The sequence below is a fragment of the Candidatus Thiodiazotropha sp. LNASS1 genome (assembly GCF_964212655.1).
Taxonomy (GTDB): Bacteria; Pseudomonadota; Gammaproteobacteria; order Chromatiales; family Chromatiaceae; genus Thiodiazotropha.
The window spans coordinates 1,408,364-1,427,773 of record NZ_OZ156465.1 but is presented as its reverse complement, the minus strand read 5'-3'; the positions used below and the strand labels follow the sequence as shown (position 1 = coordinate 1,427,773).

Here is a 19,410-nt window from a genome sequence, read left to right as displayed (position 1 = left end):
GCGATCCTAGGTGCGCAGATGATGCCCGGTCAGTTCCAGGAACAGATCTTCCAGGGTCGGCGAACGCACCTGTAACTGCTGCAAAGAGATCTTCTGGGCTGCCAGGTGGTGTATGGTGGTATCCACATCCTTAGAGAGGATCTCCATCTGCCCATCCTGGGGGTGGAGTGTGGAGCATTCATCGGCTTGAAAATCCTCGGGCAGGGCGGAGAGTGGCAGGGTGATCACCGATTTGTCGAAGTGGTTGGCCAGCAGGGTTTTCGGAATGCCCTGGGCGATGATCGTACCATGATCCATGATGATGATCTCATCACAGAGTTCAAACGCCTCTTCCATATAGTGTGTGGTCAGCACCAGGGTTTTGTTTTCCGCCTTGATGCGGCGAACCTGATGCCAGAGATTACGCCGCGACTGCGGATCGAGACCGGTGGTGGGTTCGTCGAGGAATACCACTTCCGGATCGTTTATCAGCGCGATGGCCAACAGCAGCCGCTGCTTCTGACCACCTGAGAGTTTGCGCGTATCCCGCGACAGGAACTCTTCCAGAGCGCAGATCTCCACCAACTCATCGATAGGGCGAGTCTTGGTATAGAACTGCTGAAACATCTTCAGCACCTCGTCCACACGGATATACTCCTGTAGGGCGGTGTGCTGAAACATGATCCCCGCCTCGTTACGGAAACGTTTGCCCAGGGGCTCGCCCTTGTATCGTATCTGGCCCGATGTTGGGGTCTTGATCCCCTCGAGCATCTCCACGGTGGTGGTCTTGCCCGCACCATTGGGGCCAAGCAGACCGAAGCAGACACCGCGGGGGATCGAGAAGCTGACTCCGTCCACCGCTTTGATACCCGCATAGTGCTTGCAGAGGTTTTCCGCCTCAATCATGTTTGGACCCTGTGGGGTGTGAGGTTACGATATGAACATGACCTCGATATTCTGGATATCGTCTGCAACGCCCTCGATTTCGATGATATTGACCTCGGGTTCCAGACCGACCTTTACGAAGGCCGGGATCTGCGACAGGGTCGTTGCGTCAATGGAGCCGTTGTCGTTCATCTGCGATTCGAGCCGCGCCACCAGCACGATATCCACATAGTCCATTTCCCCTTCGCTGGTGTAATCGAGATTGAGAAAGTTCGCCGGTACCCGGATCAGGGATTCGGGGAAGTCCCACATTTCGAGTATGCGTTGACCGATCCGGGGGCTCAGGGCATCGATAATCCGATCCAGTTCTTCGGCATCCTCAAGCAGCTCATCATGGCTCTCCGCAAAGGCGAGAATCGGCAGGGCGCCGATGTTGTGGATCAGGCCCGCCAGCATCGCCTGCTCCTTGTCCAGGTGGTCCGTATTGGCGGCAAGGACACGGCTGAGCGCGGCAATCTCCACACTCTCTTCCCAGACCTGTCTGAATTTGGCGTCCAGCAGATCGCTGGTGGCCTGGAAAATCTGCTGCATGATGAGGCTGATCACCAGGCTGCGTACCAGGCGCACCCCCAGCCTCGCAACCGCCATCTGCAGATTGTCGATGGTCACCCGGCCGCGGTAAAGGGGGCTGTTGGCGACTTGCAGAAGCCGGGCCGAGAGGGCCGCGTCAGAGGCGATGATGTCGGCAATCTGGTTGGCCGAACTCTGCTCTCTCTCCACTGCATCCCTGACCTTCAGCGCCACTTCCGGCAGTGTGGGAAGAGTGATGCGGTTATGGTCGATGGCGTCGTTGAGCTTTTGCAGAAACTGGTTTTCGTCGATCATTTTTTACCTGGGTTTCCAACGATTGATTATCGTCCTTGTTAACGGTCAGTCCGGGTTATTCTGAATGGTTGCGATGTGTGAAGCCTACTCTTCAGAATAGCTGTAAGGGAGGTTGAGGATCTCCAGCCTGGGACCGCTCTCACCCAACCTGACCTGGTTTTCCTCGGCACTGGCGATTTCGATGACAGCCAGAAGGTCGTAACCTTCGCCGCTGGCCTGCGCATCCACGACCTTGCCCGCACCCTGCCCCGATGTGCTTTCTTCCGCAAACAGCTCATCGCCAGGTTGCGGTGGGGTCTGTGTAACCACATGGGCCAGATACATCCGGCGTTTAAGTTTGCCCAGGTATTGCATCCGCGCCACCACCTCTTGACCGGTGTAGCATCCCTTGGTGAAACTGACCCCGTCGATCAACTGCATATTGGCCATTTGCGGCACGAAAGACTCCCGGGTTTGAGGATAGAGGGTCGGGATGCCCGCACGAATCTCATACAGCGACCAAAGTCCTCTCGTTGCAGGCTGTGCCTGGCCTTCAGCGGTCTGCCAGATCTCCTTTACCTGTGGGCTTGGCCCGATGACTTCAAAGCGGGGTGTGGTACCCGGCAGGCGTATCAGGATCATCCCGTCCTGCTGTTCCACACCATTGACCTGTTCGGGCAGCTCGTTGAAAAAGGGCTGCAGCAGGGCCTCGGCGCAGTCACCGGTCAGACCGATCCGTACCCATTCGTCACTGACATCGCTGATCTCGACCTTGGATCGCAGCACATACATGGAAAGTCGTGGCAGTAGTGCGGGGATGGCATCGGCCGGGGTCTGCAGATAGAAACTCCCGCCTTGGCGAAAGCAGCGAAAGCTGGCTATCATGCGGCCCTTGGCGTTACACCAACCTGCCAGGTTGCTGTGAGTCTCAGTGACCTCGCGCATGTCGTTGGTCATCTGGCCCTGAAGGAACTGCTCTGCATCTTCACCCTCGACCCGGATAAGGCCGTAGTGGGAGAGATCGTTCAGGGCACAGTTGATGTCGGCACCATCGCTGCCGGGCGTGCTTCGGGTGGCAAGGAATTCAGACCATTCTCTATTCATGGCAGGAAGCGGCTCCTGGGTTTGACATTCAACAGTGCGTATCATACCCGATCCCGCTGGTGACGAAACTCCCTGTGTAAATCGGGAATTAACTATTTTTTTGGAAAGCTTAATGAGCAGATTGACGACAGGCGCACTGGTTCTATACAAGATTCGGCCGGCCCGGGTCATCGAGGTCACGGATAAGATCACGATTGAACTGGAGGGGGGTAAGAGCAAGCGGGTCAGGGATAAAGATGTAGTTCTGCTGCACCCCGGCCCCTTGAACGACCTCAAACAGTTGACACCGCAAAACGGTGAGGTGGAGGAGAATTGGGAATTACTGGAGGGCGCGGAGACCGATATCAAGGAACTGAGTGAGTTGGTGTTCGGCGACTACACGCCCGCCATGGCCTGGGCCAGCTGGCAACTGGTGGCAGAGGGGATCTATTTCGAGGGGAGCCCGGCGTCGATCCACCCCCGTTCAGCCGACGCGGTCGAGACCGAGATTGCCGAGCGCAACAAAAAGGCTGCCGAGGCGGAGGCCTGGGAGGGCTTCATGCAACGCGTGCGGTCGGGTACGATCATCGAAGAGGACCGCAAGACCCTGGGCGAGGTCGAGGCGCTGGCCCTGGAGAAGCGGGAGAACAGCCGTATCCTGCAGGCCCTGGAGATCCAGGAGACGCCGGTCAACGCGCACCGCTTGCTGATCAAGACCGGTTACTGGCCAGCTAATGAAAGTCCCTATCCGCGTCGCATGGGTGTAGACGAGACCATTCCCGATTATGCAGTCCCACCCTTGCCGGAGGAGGAGCGTCTCGATTTGACGCGGCTCCCCGCCTATGCCATCGATGACGAAGACAATCAGGACCCGGATGATGCCGTCAGCCTGGATGGGGAGCGGATCTGGGTCCATGTGGCGGACGTCGCCGCCCTGGTCGCACCCGACAGCGAAATGGATCTGGACGCCCGTGCCCGGGGAGCCAACCTCTATCTTCCGGACCGGGTGATCCCCATGTTGCCACTCCAGGTGACCGATCGGCTGGGCCTAGGCCTGCAGGAGAAATCGCCCGCCCTGTCGATTGGTTTTACCCTCTCGGTAACGGGCGAGGTGGAGGATGTGGAGATCCATCCGAGTTGGATCAGGGTCGAGCGTATCAGTTACGCAGCTGCGGACCAACGCTTGCAGGAAGAACCCTTTGCCGCATTGTTGGCGCTGAGTCAGCGTTATCGGCAAAGGCGCCAGCAGGCGGGTGCTGCGACGATTCAACTGCCGGAGGTGAAGATCAAGGCGAGAGAGGATAAGGTGGAGATCCAACCACTGCCCCGGTTGCAGAGCCGGGAGATGATCACCGATCTGATGCTGATGGCAGGGGAGGGGGTCGCCGGTTTCTGCCAATCCCGGGAGATAGCCGTGCCATTCGCCACCCAGGCGCCACCGGATCAGCTTGAACAACCGGAAGATCTGGCAGGCATGTATGCCTATCGCCGTTACTTCAAACCAACCCGGATCAAGACCCAGGCGGAACCCCATGCCGGCTTGGGACTGGCGGTCTATACACGCGCCACCAGTCCCTTACGGCGCTACTCTGATCTGTTGGCCCACCAGCAGCTGCGCGCCCACCTCAAGGGCGGGACGGTACTCGATATCCATGCAATCTCCGAGCGTATCGCCCAGTCCGAGCTGGGCAGTATGGCGAACCGCAAGACCGAGCGGGTGTCAAACGATCACTGGCGTCTGATCTATCTGCGCGATAATCCCGGATGGAAGGGCGAGGCGGTGATCGTGGCCAAGGAAGGAGAGCGTGCCACCGTACTGCTGCCGTCCATTGCCATGGAGGCCAGGGTACGCATCCGCGGCGAAGCAGGATTGAACGATCGCATCAGGCTCAAACCCCGCGAGATCGACATCCCCGATCTCAGTTGCTATTTCCGGGTGGTCTGACAGAACGCCGGCTTTTTCAATAGCCTGTTCAACTGAGGTGGATAGCTATGCGATGGATAGTACTTCTTTTGCTGCTGTCGGCATGCAGCCAATCCTACATGGTCAGTGACAACCTGGCTTACCCCTACAACTTGCCACCGGTCGGCAGCAAACTGGTCCTGATGCAAGAGGTAGCGATCGAGCCGGGTACCACACGCACCTTCCTGCAGAGGGGTAGGACGACAACGCTTGGCGATTTTAATCGTTACCGCGCCAATTGCAATTTCGAAGTTGAGAACCTGAGCGACAAGGCGCAGCGGATCGAACCGGATACCTTCATCATAAAAAAGGTACAGCGCTTGATGACTGAGGTTGTGCGGCAATACAACCATCGGTCGGGATATATCAACGTCGAATTTGGCGACCCGGGTTCGCCCATGGTGACACACGGTTACCACCTCTGGCTCAGCTCAGAGAAACAACCCGATGTCATGCGCATGACCTGCCGAGGCGCCTTTGACGATTTGTCGCGTTCGGAACCGCCCTCCATCAATGAGATACGGAAGGCGTTGGGTGACATTGCCGAGTTGGTATTGGCGGCTTAGCCAGGCATTTGTCAGTCCGCGAATGAACGCTAATTAACGCAAATGGGATTAGATCCTCAGTGAGGGAATGGTGGGCTCAGGCATCTATTTGTTGTTCCATGCCATATTTTTTACAGAACATAATTCAAGAACAGCGTCCACCTGACGGCTTACCTATTAAAGAAGGATGAACCAATGCCATCGATCACTATAAAGACGATGAAGGGATGCTCAAAAGAAGCAATCAAGAAAACGATGAAGGAAGCAACCGGAATCGTTTCAAACAACCTTGGATATGATCCTGCTACAGACATGATTAGACATCCGGTTTCAGGCCATTAATCAATTAAATAGATTCATACCAGAATGGCACGAGTCAGATTCCTGTACTTGGGCATCGAATTAGGCCTTTAGAAACCAGATGCTACGGCTACGATGGGAATAGCGCTTTGTACAGATCCGGCCAAACAGCTGTGGTGCTATACTAGCCGTGAGGGGATTTCCGAATGGCAGTCGTCTTCAGTGGCCAGTGTGGTATCCGCTGCTATCCATAATAACCTTACTTTTATAAATGTTATATGCATTGTCCTTGAACTACGGACTTGTGGCATGGGTTCGCTGAAGCAGATATAACCGGTACCGATCCATATCCACTGCATACCTGCAAGGCAAACGAGGAAAAAAACAGATTCCAGGTTGAGCTAAATCAATACTATTGCTCAGGAGATTGCAAATGCAGGGATACAGGCGTTAGGCGCATAAAGTCGACGAAAAATCTGCCGCTACCAATTTAGGCAAACTGCTAGTGACCACCTTGGCCAAACGGACCATGTCGAACAACGAAAGCGGGCAGCAAGCAACTGTCAAGGCGTTGATTGCCGAAGAGCAAACCCGGATACTCTTTCAGCAGGCACCGATATCTAACGTAACAGTCTATTCAGTTGCGTTACTCTTTTACTTCATATTGAAGCCCCGGATTGACTCGGCGATTGTCGAAATATGGGTTCTGGCCCTGTTTGCTACAGCCACCTTTCGCCTCGCACTTTGGCTGCTGCACAAACGCAACCCGCAAAAAAGGACGACTGCGCAATGGCTGCGTGCCTATCTGATTGGCTGCCTGCTGGTGGGTACCGCTTGGAGTCTGATTGTTCCCTATATCTATCTCGCAAACAATCTGACAGTCGCGATTGGCTTGAGCATGCTGCTGTTCGGCATCGTTGCTTCCGCTGTCGTTATCCTATCGGTATACCTGCCGGCCTTTGTGGTCTATGTCTACCCGCAGGTGCTGACACTCATTGCCACACTGTTCACTTATGGGGATGCGGGGCATAACGCTCTGGCTATTGCGACCCTGGTGTACCTGGTTATGACCACATTGTTTACACGTAATGTGAATCGAAACCTGTTGGAAAATATCAGCCTTCAGGTACAGAACAGTCAGCTGATCCAGGAGCTCGGTGAGGAAGTCAAGAATCGTGAAAGCGTCATAAAAAAGCGTACGCTGGAATTACAGGATAAAAACAGCGCGCTGAGTAAGGAAATCGGTGTGCGGAGGCTTACGGAATCCGCATTACGCAAGAGTGAGGAACGTTTCGAGCTGGCGATGCGTGGCGCCAACGATGGCGTTTACGACTGGAATCTCCAGAACAATGAAATCTATTACTCACCACGCTGGAAACGTATGCTGGGCTATGAAGACCATGAATTGCCCAACGAATTCTCCACCTGGGAGAGTCTGATTGATGAAAAAGATCGTGATCGTTCCTGGGAAATGTTGAATGACTACATCAACGGCAGGCGTGATAATTTTCACATCGAGTTCAAAATGCAGCATAAGGACGGACATTGGGTGGATATCCTGTCCCGTGCATTTCTGGTCCGCGACGCGCAGGGGAATGCGGTCCGTACGGTCGGAACCCATGTGGACATCTCAGAAAAAAAGCGCCAGGAAGCCCATATTCTCAGGCAGGCTCATTACGATGGACTGACTGGGCTGCCGAATCGGTTCCTCGCCATGGATCGTTTGGCCCAGTTGCTTAAAGAGGCATCCAGAGATATAAGCAAGGTTGCCATTCTGTTCCTGGATCTAGACGGATTCAAGCGCGTCAACGATACATTGGGACACGAAACCGGCGACCGGCTGCTGGTGCAGGCTGCAGAGCGTTTGCAGTCTGTGGTGCGTGAAGGTGACAGCGTCTGCCGACTGGGTGGAGACGAATTTGTCGTGCTGCTGCGCAATCTTGGGGAACTGACCGATGCCAGGACGGTGGCGAGCAGCCTGATTTCACAGTTTCGGCACCCGTTCAGTCTGGATGAACGGGAACTGGTGGTGACCACCAGCATCGGTATTGCAGTCTACCCCAGCGACGGTATTACACCGACAGAACTGCTGCGTAACGCCGATACCGCGATGTATCACTCCAAGGAGCAGGGCCGAAACACCTTCAATTTTTTTACCAACGAAATGAACCTGAATGTTTCGCGAATGCTGGAAGTCGAGGAACAGTTGCACGGCGCTCAGGAACGGCATGAGTTCTCGGTGGTATACCAACCGGTTGTCGAACTGAAGAGCAATCGGGTAGTCGCAGCTGAAGCATTGTTGCGCTGGAACAACCCGCTATTGGGGATTGTATCACCCGATGAGTTCATACCGATCGCAGAACAAACCGGTGTGATTCTTGGCATAGGTCGATATGTACTGCAAAAAGCTGTCGAGAATGCCCTGCGTTGGCGGGAAATGCTTGATTTCGAGTTTAAAATTGCCATCAATCTATCTCCCAGGCAGTTCCGCGACACTACCTTGGTCGACTACATAAAAGACCTCCTGGAATGCAATGGTCTAAAGGCAAATGCACTGGTGCTTGAGGTCACAGAAGGGGTGCTGATGAGCGGTCAGCAGGATATCGAAGATGCTCTGTCCCGGTTGCATGACAATGGCATAAGCCTGGCGATGGACGACTTCGGTACTGGCTATTCGTCACTGAACTATTTACGTAAATACCCCTTCGACGTATTGAAAGTGGACCGGAGTTTCATCAACGATCTAACGGTAGACCCGGCCGATTGCGAACTGGTCAACGCTTCCATACTGATGGCTCACGGTTTGGGGCTTGAAGTTGTGGCTGAAGGTGTGGAAATCGAGGATCAACTTAGCCAATTGCGTGATATGCAGTGTGAGTACGCCCAGGGTTATCTGTTCAGTCGGCCTGTCAGTGCAGAGGCCTTCACTGAATTGTTGCAGAACAGCGCTAAAATGATGTCTTCAGTCATATAGTGAAACTGAAGAAATGAGGTTTGTCGTATAGCTGGCATTGTATTCTTTGCTGACAGCCTGCTGGGCAGTGACAGTCGTCAGGTCCAGTCTGCGCTCTTCAGGAAGACACACTGCGATCCTCCTTTCCAAGTTGGGGTAAAAAATACCTGTTTCCAGTGGTAATTTTAACTGTTGAAATACGCTGTATAACGCTGAAATGTATAGGCATTGGGCTACAATTGACTTAACCGAGGCTATCATTGGCCAATGGATTGATACAGCACGGTTGCATGCAGCAATCAGGTTATCGATGTCCAGGATTTGCAATAACAATGACACTGTTAGAGGAGAATCAGCCATGTTTTGTCCGAAGTGTGGAACTGAAAACCCAGATAGTGCGAGATTTTGCGGAAACTGCAGACATGAACTCTCAGGTACGACCGGGGGCGCTGCGGGCAGCCAAAATAGTGTTGTGGTCGAAGTCGGCAGTAAACAGAAATCGGTATCGGATGGGTTGAAGTACGGCATTCTTGGCGGCTCACTGATTATCCCGTTCATCGGCCTGATCATGGGTATCATCTATCTGGCACAAGGGGAGACCGAAGAGAAAAAGGATGTCGGTAAGCTGTGGCTATACGGCAGTATCGGTATTATTGTCTTCTATATGATTATCAGTGGTGAGTTCTGAGTAAACGGATAGGGTTCCTGTTATGAATAAGCCAGCCGCTTTTATTACCCTAAAAAGAAAGAAAACCAGCTCATATCAAATCCGTCAATTCGCAATTACCATTGATGAGAATGTGGTCGGTAAGATCAAGTCGGGAGAGACAAAGCAATTTAAAGTACCCTGTGGCTCCCATGACATAGGGGTTAAAATCGATCTCTACAAAAGCGAGCCGCTACGGGTTGATCTGAATCCTGAACAAACGCTGGACCTGGAGTGTGGTGATCGATCGCCTGAGACCTTCAAGGAAGCATTTACCCTGAAGGGTATAGAAAAATCTTTGAATTCTTTGATCAAACCAAAGCAATACCTCTATGTGCAACCGGTAAGCGGTTCTCCGCGTAAATTGACGCCAAACAGGGCGAATCGATCCGTCAAGCCATCAAATAAGACCTGCAGCCCGGGAAAATCCTGTACTGTCTTTATCTCTTACCGACGGGAGGATAGCCGGGAAATTACCGGTAGGATATGTGACAGACTTACGCACGAGTTCGGTAAAGAAACGATTTTCAGGGATGTCGACTCGATACCTGGCGGTGTGGATTTTCGCAAGCACATCAATAAGACCATCGATCAATGCACTATGCTGGTGGCGATAATAGGGGACAAATGGTTGGAAGCCAAAAATAAGAAGGGTGAACGTCGACTGGACCTCTCCAACGATCACCTCAGGGTGGAGATAGAGACTGCCTTGAAGAAGGAGATCCCGGTGATCCCGGTATTGGTAAAAAAGGGCATCATGCCGGATGAGGATGATCTGCCGGAAGACCTAAAGCCACTGGCATATAGAAATGCTATCCCGATACCTGAAGAACCTTTTTTCCATAACGGTGTTGATTTGCTGATCAAGGAGATGAATAAGACGTTTTCACCCAGCGAACCAGTCAAACAGCAGAAAGGGATGAGTTTTTGTATCTATTGTGGCAATGAAATCATGCCAGGCCACAAGTTCTGTATACAGTGCGGTAAGCCAGTGTAGTGTGCCTCTGATATCTTTCCCAAAGGTCAAGGTAATAATTCACTCCATACAACTTAAACATTACCTAACCAGGTTACCACGGCATGCTGTATAGTCCCTTCACCCGAAATGGAACTGCTTAAGAGACTTGCGGAATATAGAGGGAGGTGTGAATGTACGTATTGCGACACCACATGTTTATAGTGACTGGATTGCTGTTGTCCATGATTGCCGGGTGCAGCGATGAGCAAGCCAACCAATCGGTTGTGCATAAACAGATCAATGTTACCCAGCCGGCGAATCCTCAACAGCCTATACAGCAAGCGTTCGATCCATGCGCTCTGATCTCTCACGCTAACACTGAGGAGATCGTCGGTGCATCGGTCACTGCACCTTCAGCTTCGGTAGACAGGCTCGGCAATGTCATGTACCTCAATTGCAGCTCCGATGATATCCATATCAATATAGAATCCTGGGGCGATGCATCCAAGGCAGCTGCGAGTTACGATTTTAGTGGTAAACATCCATCGATCGATGGTCTCGGTGACAAGGCTAGAAACACCCAGCCATTGGGCGAAATCGAGGTGCTGTACGGTTCATACATTATCAGCGTCGATCTCTTTCTGGGTCTAAGTAGAAAGGACGAGTTGGATGCTGCTCAAGAAATTGCCCGGGTCGTGCTCGAGAACTTACCGGACTGATTCATGCTACGCAATACGGCGGCTATCTATCATCGCTAAAAAAAGCGTGTAATGGCCAGCTCAAAGTAATCATCGCGATGAAATGTGAACAGCGGGTCGTCTATGGGAATATCCGACCATAGCCGTATCTGCGCAGAAGTCTTCCAGTGATTGCCGATGCGCCGGCTGGCCTCCAGGTTGAACATCCAACCGTCATCGTCGAGATCCTTGATCACGCCGGCCAGGAGTTCGCTGCCGTCCACATCGTTGGCGGTGAGGCGTAGTCCGACGAACAGATCGTTTTCGAAGGGGGTGGTGGCGTCATCGTGTCTGTCGTCGTAGAGATACTCCCCCAGGAGGCCCAGATCCATATCACTGTCGGCAATACCGACCAGGGTATATTCGAAGCCGCCGGTGGCCGCATTGTAACTGCCGCTATCGCTGGCACGGTGGATGGCTTCCAGTTTCCACAGCCAATCGCCTTTAGTGGCCTGCAGATCGAGACTGGTTTGCCGCATCTGTTCATAGAAGGGGATCAAGATGATCTCACCGCTGCTGTTGAGCCCCGGTGTCAGCAACGGATCTCGACTGGTGCCGTCGAAGTGGGCAATGCCGATATCCCAGTCACCGATGAAGTGGGACCAGCGCAGCGCCAGGTCGATGTGTCTCTCCTCCCTGTCGGACTGGTATTCGGCCAAGTCTGTATCGACGCGTGGACGGGTTCGCAGGCGACCCGCTTCACCGGGAAAGGTGCGCTCTCGGAATCCGGGCAGGGCATAGAGGTCGATGATGCCCCAATCCTTTTCCAGGGAGAGCTTGAACATGGGCTGTCCCAGTTTCTGTTCGCCGTCAGGGTTCTCTATCAAGTCTGTCTGGTTGATGATATCCACCAGGTGCAGCGCCTCTGTGACCCCCCAGAAGACCTTGCCGATACCGGCTTTGGCCTCCCAGCCATCACCGGCGTAGGTCCAGATCAGCTCCCGGATATCGCCATGGGTGCGCTCGTCGTCTTCGCTGTCCCAGCGCAGGAAGGGAATGAACAGCAGGCTTTGTCTGTCATTATTCCAACGTTGATAGTATTCAGGCTGGATGACAATCGACAGCAGTTGATCGGATTGATTCCTGTCCATCGCCTGTTGTGGGAAATGCCGTGCCTGCAGTTCGACAAAGCCGCTCCATTCGCCTGCCGACAACAGTCCGGGCATCAATAACATTAACCGAAGCAGTGGTGCGGCAAGCCGCACCCTGCATCGGTGGAAGAGGCAAATCAATAACTTGCTCCTGTTCATCTTGGTGGAGCGCTATCGCGCACGTTTTAGACTGTTCTTATTGAAATCACCGTCACTCAGGCCGGTACGAAAATTATATTCCTTCCATGTCAGCAGGGTGCTTTTTCCCGTCTGGTGATTTTCCATGAACATCTCGTCAGCGCGCCAATATTGATCCAGGTATTGCTGATAGCCGCGAAACACCAGGGTCTTCAATGGGGAATTCTTGCGATCGTAGTACTCGATCTTGAGCGGAATGTAACGTGCCTTGTCGACCCATACCTGCTGGCGGGTGTAGCCGGAATTGGGATCCACCGGATAACGTTCGAGCAGAAAGCAGGGCGTACCCTCATACTCGGTCTCCTCGATGTACTTGTAGGTGTATTTCTCCACCTCCTGGGATGAGATATCCTCATAGGCGAACTCGCTGCCCATGAACGGTCCAGATTTGTTGCGTGAGGCGATGCGCTTGACCCTTTTCAGTGCCGGAAGGTAGAGCCACTGATCGTCGTCACCGACCTTGTGGGAAAAGCTCAACAGGGCGGTGCCTTTCACATCCCGTGGTTGATCGAAAACCACCAGTGTCTTGTCACCGTCGTTTTCTACTTCCAATGTCTGATTGCGCATGTCGCGCAGGCTCTCCTCACCATGCTTGTTGCGCAACAGCATCGTCATGGTGGCCTTGAAGTCGTGAAAGCCTGTATCACGATCTTCGATCTCCGTGGCGATCTCCAGACCGCGCTCTTCCGCAGTCATTGCCAAAGTCAGTGCCGGTGTCAAAACCAGCAGCAGTGGTAGAAGGGTGGACTTCATGATTTTTTTCCTCCGAAATAGATCAACAGCGGGGGCAGGAACAGGAAATCGGCAACCAGCGCCAGGCCGAGTGTTATGGCGGTCAGCAATCCCATGCCGGCATTCAGTTCGAAGTGGGAGAAGGCGAGGATGCCGAAGCCGACCATCAATACCAGTGTCGTAACCCACAGAGCGGTACCCACTGTGGAGAATGCGTAACGAACTGCGTTTTCGCGGTCCATATCCTTTTCACGGCGGGCACGCAGATATTTGCTGAGAAAGTGCACCGTATCGTCGACCACGATGCCAAGGGTCATGCCGGTTACCACCGAGAGAGCCAGTCCAACCTCGCCGACAAAGATGCCCCATAATCCGAATGCCATTCCCATCGGCACAAGATTGGGGATAAGACTGAGTCCGCCCACTCGCAGCGAACGCAGGGCGAAGATCAATATTACCGAGATCATCACCAGTGCCAGTGTGGTGCCTTTCAACATGGAGATGATATTTCGATTGCCGATATGAGCGAACATGATCGTGGGACTGGCGCCATCGATACGCATGCCTGGTGCATTCTCCTGCAGCCACGTCTGGGCGCGCTCTTCGATCTCCAACAACTGGGTGGTGGAGATACTCTCCATGGTGACGGTAAAACGCGTCGCCGACTTTTTTACATTGATCTGATTATTCAGATCGAGGCCGAAGGGGAGAGAAAACTCATACAACAGCAGGTATTGGGCCGACAGGTCCCGTTGATCCGGCAGCCGGTACCAATCATCATCGTCAGCGTGCATATTGCGATTGAGCCGCTTCATGATATCGGTAATGCTGTTGACGTGCAGTACATGGGGCTGTTGCCGATACCAGTTGGCGAACTCCTCCACTCTCTGCAGAAACTGTGGATCGCTGATGCCTCCGGTCTCACCACTCTCCAGGGAATACTCTATGAGATAGATACCGGTTAAATTTTCAGTGGCGTAATCGGTTGCCTGCCGAAAGGTGATGGTCTCGTCGAAATATTTTACAAACTGATCATCGAGCCGGTTGTTGGGTATCTGCGAAATGAGCAGCAACACAACCATGCCCATGCCCCATAGCAGCTGTTTTTTGTAACGCACGACGAAGTCAGAGAAGCGTACCATGGCAATGCTGCCCAGGGTGTCTCCGCTGAGGGCCCTGACCGGTAACAGCATCATCATGGCAGGCAGGAAGGTGACGGAGAGAAAGAATGCCAGCACTACCCCCATGGCCGCCATGTTGCCCAAATCACGAAACGGCGGCGCTTCGCTGAAATTGAGACTGAGAAAACCGATGGCAGTGGTCAGGGTGGTGAGGAAAATGGGCTGCAGGTTAATGCGCAGACTCTCCATCATAGCCTCGTACTTGTTCTGTCCGTCTCGCATGAAATGGAGAAAGTTAACCAAAATGTGCACACAATCGGCGATCGCCAGGGTCATGATTACGATCGGTACCGTGGTGGTGGGTGGTGACATCTTGATACCGAGCCAGCCAGTCAGGCCCATGGTGGCGATGATCATCAGAATAATGATGATCACGGTCGAGAGGGTACCGGGAATGGAGCGCAGCATCACTACCAATACCAGGATCACCGCGGCGAACATGATCGGGTAGAGGCTCGTCATGTCATCCTGGGAGGCGGACGGAAAAGCATTGTTCATCATCACCATGCCGGTGAGATGGATGTCGATGTTGGGATAGGCCGCCTCGATGTTTTTTGCCATCTCCCTGGCCCGGTTCGCCACTTCAGGTACCTCGGTCAGTTTTTTGCCCGGCAGCTGTACCGTCACATTGACGCCGGTGGTGTGGGCCGAGGGCGATATCAAACGATTGACCAGGAGGGGATCGTCGGTGGCGATCCGCTGTTTCTCAGCCAGCTCTTCATCGCTCAGGGATTGGGGGTCCAGGACAAGATCCTCGACGATCAGATCATCCCCTTCGGCATGGGTATGCTGGAAGTTGGTGATGGAATCGACCCGCAGGGAGTAGGGGATCTGCCAGGACTCCTTGGTCAGTTCCGCGACGGCGGAGAGGGTTTCACGAGTAAATACCTTGCCATCCTTGGGTGCGATGACAAACAGTACATTGTCATTTTTCGTGTAGGTATTCTGCAGTTGTTCGAAGGCCTTCAGTTGCGGATTCTCTTCGCTGAAAAACATGCGGTAATCATTGCTGAATGCCAGGTGTTGTACACCACTGCCCATCAACAGCGAGATCGTGATGGCAAGAAAGATGACCAGCAACCTGTTGTTCAGTACGAAGCGGAAAAAGGATTCTTTCATGTCATTTCCCTGTTGCTGATTTGTCGGTTTTGATTGGTTGTTTATTCATTTCACGTTCCTTGCGATGGTTGTTTGGTTTTACTTTGCAGGTTTATGTGCGAAGGCTGTTCAGATAGCTTGAGAGCGCCTTGCCGCAACGCATCAGCTCATCGTGGCTCTGGGCGTTTTTCGCCATACTCATACAACCCTCCAGTGAGGCTAGAATGAAAAAAGCCGTATCGGCCGGATCGATTGCGGTGGAGATACTGCGTTCCTGCTGTCCTCGGGTAAGAAGCGTTTCGATACTCTCCTGCCAGCGTTTGTAGATCGAGTCGATGCGTTGACGAAAACCGTCATCGATGGCCGACATCTCCTGGGCCAGGTTGTTGAGCGGACAGCCGAGGGTGATCTCTTCGCACTGGTAGTGCTCGCCCATCTTCATGATGGTTCCCATCAACACGTCGATCGGGTGTCCGGGTTGTTGCAGGGGTTCGAACCAGAGTCTCTGCAACTCCTCGGCGATATGTTCGTCCAGTACGGCGTAACCGAGTTGCAGTTTGCTGCTGAAATGGTGATAGAGGGCGCCTTTGGTGACGCCGGTTCGTTCCAGGATGGCATTCAGACTGGCAGCCTGGAAACCGAAACGATGAATCTCCTCATAGGCGGCTTCCAGCAGTGACCGTCGGGTAGCGTCAGCATCGGCAAGCATGGCAGCGGGAATCCCGTTCATGGAACATACCGACCAGTATGTATCTTGATTCGAAGTCTGTCAAATTTCATTTTTCCGCTGATCGGTTTCATCTGGTCTGTTACCTGCCGAAAACCCTAAACACCCTGTTGAAGGACTGATCTGCAATCGGTAAAGCACTCGGAATGGCTTATGGTCAGAGCTAATTTTGGCCGCCGCTGATGGTTTAATCCTCTCTGATCGGTAACGCGTTGTAACAAGATGTAACATGGAATATGCCGATATCTTTTAGGACTTCAATCAACGAGGCCGATTCGAAGCCACATGCAGCTGTTCATTGGCGAGGGTTCTGGCGTGAAGCAGTTCAACAGCACACACTGCATTACCATTTGCTAGCGGCAATGATTATTACGGTGTTTCGGGTACTTTGTACTTGAAGTACAGGGATTATTACTGCGGAGGCTTCTTAACTTGCTGTTTGATTGAATCCAACATGCTTTCGATGTCGGTGTTCTCTTCGTATCTGCAGTCACGAACCTTCAATTGATTTGCAATTCTGAGCGTGCCATCTTCGTTCAGGATGCCCAGCACTTTGTTGTGTTTGTTTCTGAGAATCGTGGTCGCACTCTCTCCTGAGAGACGCCTCACGCAGAAGGTTGTCCAGCCATACTCTCTCAGGTGTATCAATCCCAGCTGTTGTTGCTCGTTGAGATAGCTTTTTGGGTTAGAGGGAATCGCGCTGATACCAATACGTCTATCCACAGTCGTCTACCGGTCAAATATTTGTACGTTGTTATTTTTACATAAACAAAAAAAATGCCAAACATTAAGATGTTCTTTTAAAACAGTAAGATAGGGTCTGACACATTTTCATTGGGGTTGTTATGCTTCGTAAGCGTAAAAAAAACCGACACATTTCGGCTATCCGCCACAAGGCTTTTAATTACTAAAAAGCAATAGCATAAGTTATTGATATTATAGGGCATGAAAAGGGAAACTGTTTAAGTCAGCCATGCAATCGTCCCTTAACAGTTTGTTACCGATAGATATTTCGAATTGTTGCAGATCCGGCAACGGGCTGTTTCGGTGATGACCTGCTGATCAGAACTCCCTATACTGGGCTGACGACCGGATGCGCAATCTAATGGGGATAACGACGGCAACTCATCGATGGGTTGCCAATACGGTTTGGCATCAATATTTTACTGGTTCAAGCAGTTCAGGCGGTACACAAGAAAAAAGGGGAGTTTTGTATGTCTTCGTCAGATCAGGCAACACAGCAAGAGAATCTGTCTCTGGGGGCGTCTGCCCAGGAGTTTCTCGACTACTGCAAGGCAGAAAAAGAACGTCGTCTCAACTCCGGGGAGGCGTTTGACGAGGAGACATTCGATCAGGCCATGCAAATGGTGATCAACAAACTGCGTGTGCTCGCGGATGAGGGTTGGTCATGATCATAAATTCCATCAAGGCGAATAATGTCCTGAAGTATACCGACCTGAATCTGGAGAATATCCCCGGGCAGGGCTTGATCGCAATATCCGGACCCAATGAATCGGGCAAGAGTACGATTGGTGAAACCGTCTGTTTCGCGCTCTTCGGCAGGACCTTCTCCCTGGATGTGGATGATTTGACCAAAGTGATACGCTGGGGTGAAACCCACTGTTCGGCGCAGCTCGAATTTACCCCGAGGGACGGCAAGCGCTATTGCCTGGATCGTTTTCTCGATGATGCGGGTAACCACAGCGCCAGACTTACCCTTACGGCATCCGATAATAATGAGGAACCGATCGCGCGAGGTGTGGAGCAGGTTGCGGACAAGGTCTATGAGCTGGTCGGTTATGAGTTTGAGGAGTTCGTTGAATCCTTCTATCTGGCGCAGCGCGAGATCACGACCCCCCATCCCCATAGCTTTGCGGTAAAGACCATGGCTGGATTGGTAACCCTGGAGTATGTCAACGAGGCCTGCCAGGAGGACAAGGGCTCCACCCTGAATGAGGTTGAACAGCGTAAAGCGGAACAGACCAGTGTGCAGACTCAGATCGATGAGATCGACATCGATCACACCCTGATGCCGGCGTTACAGGGCGAACACAATGAGGTGACCCGCCATATGGAAGATTCGATGGATCTTATCGAACAGCTGGAGAATGCATCCATTACCTACCAGGATGCCGTGCCGAGGCGGGAGTCGGATCTGAGTACAGCCGCGCGCGCCGGTTTTCTGGCGTTTCTGTCTCTGCTATCGGCATTGATTGCGGGCGCGGCCTGGTATCTGCTGGCAAAACTGCCCGAGCAGGCCTCTGCACAGCAATTGAATGAGATACTGAGCAACAATTTCTCTGCCTGGCAAGATTCGATGATCCCCTGGCTGCTGTATGGTGCGGGCGGATTTGTGCTGTTGTTTTTGATCTTCTGGGTTCGTCGCGCCTCCAAAAGACGCAGCGCCAGAGCCTATGATGAGGCAGCCGACGGGTTGGTGAATGCCTTGGGCAACCTGGATAGCCTCTCCAGTGTGGTTATCCGCAATGAACTCGTGGAGGAGGCTGAATCCAACCAGGCAGATAGGGATACGGAGAGCACGGAAGAGACAGAGAGTGAACAACCAGACGAGGCTGAGGCGGAGCCGGCGATTGTCGATCGTGCCGCACGGGAGCGCCTGAGTCAGCGGGTGAGCGACTGGAACGTCACCATCGCCGAGGTCAGAGACGGTGTGGCGCTGGAAGAGGGCCAATTGCGGCAGGGTGTGGAAACGGACCGGCGCCGGTTGGGTCAGCTCGATTCAGTCATTGACCAGGAGCAGGAGCGTTTGGATAAGTTCGAGCAGCTGAAACTGATCAAGGGTGATCTGCAGCAGAAGATCGATGACAAACAGCGCCACATGGAGGTCTGCGCAGTGGCGGATCAATTGATTCAGGGCGCGACCAGGGAGGTCTCCCATAAATTCAACCACAAGCTGCGCGGTCTGGTCAGCAAGACCCTGCCCCTGTTTACCGAGAACCGTTATGAGCATCTGCAGATCGACGACGATCTGAGTGTGCGCGCCTTCTCCAGTGAAAAGCGGGACTTCATGGACCTGGAAGAAATATCCAGCGGTACCCAGCGTCAGATCATGTTGGCGGTACGTCTCGCGCTGTCCCAGGAGCTGGTCAACAGGGCCATACAGGGGAGCCAGTTTCTGTTTCTCGATGAGCCTTTTGCCTTCTTCGATGAGAAGCGTACGCGCAGTTCACTCACGGTACTGCCGACTTTGAGTGAGGATCTGACTCAGATATGGATCGTTGCCCAGGATTTTGCGGATGACCTGAACTTCGATATGCATGTACATTGTGACAGAGAGAGCAATTCCATATCGCTGCAACAGGGATAATCTGCTTTTCCCCACGCTCCATTAAGGTGTAGGGTGCGGCTTACCGCACCATTAACCCTATGGCCTCATAGTACGGATCAAA

Annotated in this window: 17 protein-coding genes; 8 read left to right on the top strand and 9 right to left on the bottom strand. The window is 52.9% G+C overall.

Going from position 1 to position 19,410, the window contains the following annotated elements; all coding sequences use genetic code 11:
* Positions 1 to 6 precede the first annotated feature (6 nt).
* The 3 genes from AB8516_RS06150 to AB8516_RS06140 all read right to left on the bottom strand — a co-directional run bounded on the left by AB8516_RS06150 (position 7) and on the right by AB8516_RS06140 (position 2,832).
* Positions 7 to 885, bottom strand: a complete 879-nt coding sequence (locus AB8516_RS06150) for an ABC transporter ATP-binding protein (protein WP_369159061.1) — start codon at positions 883 to 885, stop codon at positions 7 to 9.
* A gap of 24 nt (positions 886 to 909) precedes the next feature.
* Positions 910 to 1,749, bottom strand: a complete 840-nt coding sequence (locus tag AB8516_RS06145; protein ID WP_369159059.1) for an HDOD domain-containing protein — start codon at positions 1,747 to 1,749, stop codon at positions 910 to 912.
* Positions 1,750 to 1,833: 84 nt separating this feature from the next.
* Positions 1,834 to 2,832: a folate-binding protein YgfZ gene (locus AB8516_RS06140; RefSeq protein ID WP_369159057.1), complete on the bottom strand. Its 999-nt coding sequence runs from the start codon at positions 2,830 to 2,832 to the stop codon at positions 1,834 to 1,836.
* A 112-nt stretch (positions 2,833 to 2,944) separates the two neighbouring features.
* Between AB8516_RS06140 and AB8516_RS06135 the strand changes: the two genes are divergently transcribed.
* The 3 genes from AB8516_RS06135 to AB8516_RS06125 all read left to right on the top strand — a co-directional run bounded on the left by AB8516_RS06135 (position 2,945) and on the right by AB8516_RS06125 (position 8,593).
* Positions 2,945 to 4,756 (top strand): RNB domain-containing ribonuclease, encoded by a 1,812-nt coding sequence (locus AB8516_RS06135; protein ID WP_369159055.1) that lies wholly within the window; start codon positions 2,945 to 2,947, stop codon positions 4,754 to 4,756.
* Positions 4,757 to 4,803: 47 nt separating this feature from the next.
* Positions 4,804 to 5,340, top strand: coding sequence for a hypothetical protein (locus tag AB8516_RS06130; protein WP_369159053.1), 537 nt, complete (start codon positions 4,804 to 4,806; stop codon positions 5,338 to 5,340).
* Positions 5,341 to 6,148: 808 nt separating this feature from the next.
* A complete protein-coding gene (locus AB8516_RS06125) occupies positions 6,149 to 8,593 on the top strand; it encodes a putative bifunctional diguanylate cyclase/phosphodiesterase (RefSeq protein ID WP_369159051.1) in 2,445 nt (814 codons plus the stop codon).
* On the opposite strand, the gene AB8516_RS06120 is transcribed toward AB8516_RS06125, so the two are convergent.
* Positions 8,582 to 8,932, bottom strand: a complete 351-nt coding sequence (locus AB8516_RS06120) for a hypothetical protein (protein WP_369159049.1) — start codon at positions 8,930 to 8,932, stop codon at positions 8,582 to 8,584. The two genes, AB8516_RS06125 and AB8516_RS06120, sit on opposite strands and share 12 nt — an antisense overlap.
* Between AB8516_RS06120 and AB8516_RS06115 the strand changes: the two genes are divergently transcribed.
* The 3 genes from AB8516_RS06115 to AB8516_RS06105 all read left to right on the top strand — a co-directional run bounded on the left by AB8516_RS06115 (position 8,931) and on the right by AB8516_RS06105 (position 10,955).
* Positions 8,931 to 9,260 (top strand): zinc-ribbon domain-containing protein, encoded by a 330-nt coding sequence (locus AB8516_RS06115; RefSeq protein ID WP_369159047.1) that lies wholly within the window; start codon positions 8,931 to 8,933, stop codon positions 9,258 to 9,260. The two genes, AB8516_RS06120 and AB8516_RS06115, sit on opposite strands and share 2 nt — an antisense overlap.
* A 22-nt stretch (positions 9,261 to 9,282) precedes the next feature.
* Positions 9,283 to 10,275, top strand: a complete 993-nt coding sequence (locus AB8516_RS06110) for a TIR domain-containing protein (protein WP_369159045.1) — start codon at positions 9,283 to 9,285, stop codon at positions 10,273 to 10,275.
* Positions 10,276 to 10,427: 152 nt separating this feature from the next.
* Entirely contained in the window at positions 10,428 to 10,955 is a 528-nt protein-coding gene (locus AB8516_RS06105) for a hypothetical protein (RefSeq protein ID WP_369159043.1), read from the top strand.
* Between the two features lie 35 nt (positions 10,956 to 10,990).
* Here AB8516_RS06105 and AB8516_RS06100 read toward each other — a convergent pair whose 3' ends face one another.
* From AB8516_RS06100 to AB8516_RS06080, 5 genes are all read right to left on the bottom strand, one after another.
* Complete coding sequence (locus AB8516_RS06100; RefSeq protein WP_369159041.1) at positions 10,991 to 12,205, bottom strand: hypothetical protein; 1,215 nt, start codon at positions 12,203 to 12,205, stop codon at positions 10,991 to 10,993.
* Between the two features lie 30 nt (positions 12,206 to 12,235).
* Entirely contained in the window at positions 12,236 to 13,015 is a 780-nt protein-coding gene (locus AB8516_RS06095; RefSeq protein ID WP_369159039.1) for an outer membrane lipoprotein-sorting protein, read from the bottom strand.
* On the bottom strand, positions 13,012 to 15,294 hold the full coding sequence (locus AB8516_RS06090; protein ID WP_369159037.1) for an RND family transporter: 2,283 nt from the start codon (positions 15,292 to 15,294) through the stop codon (positions 13,012 to 13,014). Before AB8516_RS06090 ends, AB8516_RS06095 begins: the two co-directional genes overlap by 4 nt.
* 91 nt (positions 15,295 to 15,385) lie before the next feature.
* Complete coding sequence (locus tag AB8516_RS06085) at positions 15,386 to 16,003, bottom strand: TetR family transcriptional regulator C-terminal domain-containing protein (protein ID WP_369159035.1); 618 nt, start codon at positions 16,001 to 16,003, stop codon at positions 15,386 to 15,388.
* Positions 16,004 to 16,411: 408 nt separating this feature from the next.
* Positions 16,412 to 16,723, bottom strand: coding sequence for a hypothetical protein (locus AB8516_RS06080; RefSeq protein ID WP_108291590.1), 312 nt, complete (start codon positions 16,721 to 16,723; stop codon positions 16,412 to 16,414).
* Between the two features lie 491 nt (positions 16,724 to 17,214).
* On the opposite strand from AB8516_RS06080, the gene AB8516_RS06075 reads away from it, so the two are divergent.
* Both AB8516_RS06075 and AB8516_RS06070 read left to right on the top strand, forming a co-directional pair.
* Entirely contained in the window at positions 17,215 to 17,412 is a 198-nt protein-coding gene (locus AB8516_RS06075; protein ID WP_108291588.1) for a nodulation protein E, read from the top strand.
* Complete coding sequence (locus AB8516_RS06070; RefSeq protein ID WP_369159032.1) at positions 17,409 to 19,328, top strand: ATP-binding protein; 1,920 nt, start codon at positions 17,409 to 17,411, stop codon at positions 19,326 to 19,328. The genes AB8516_RS06075 and AB8516_RS06070 overlap by 4 nt, the downstream gene beginning before the upstream one ends.
* Positions 19,329 to 19,410 lie beyond the last annotated feature (82 nt).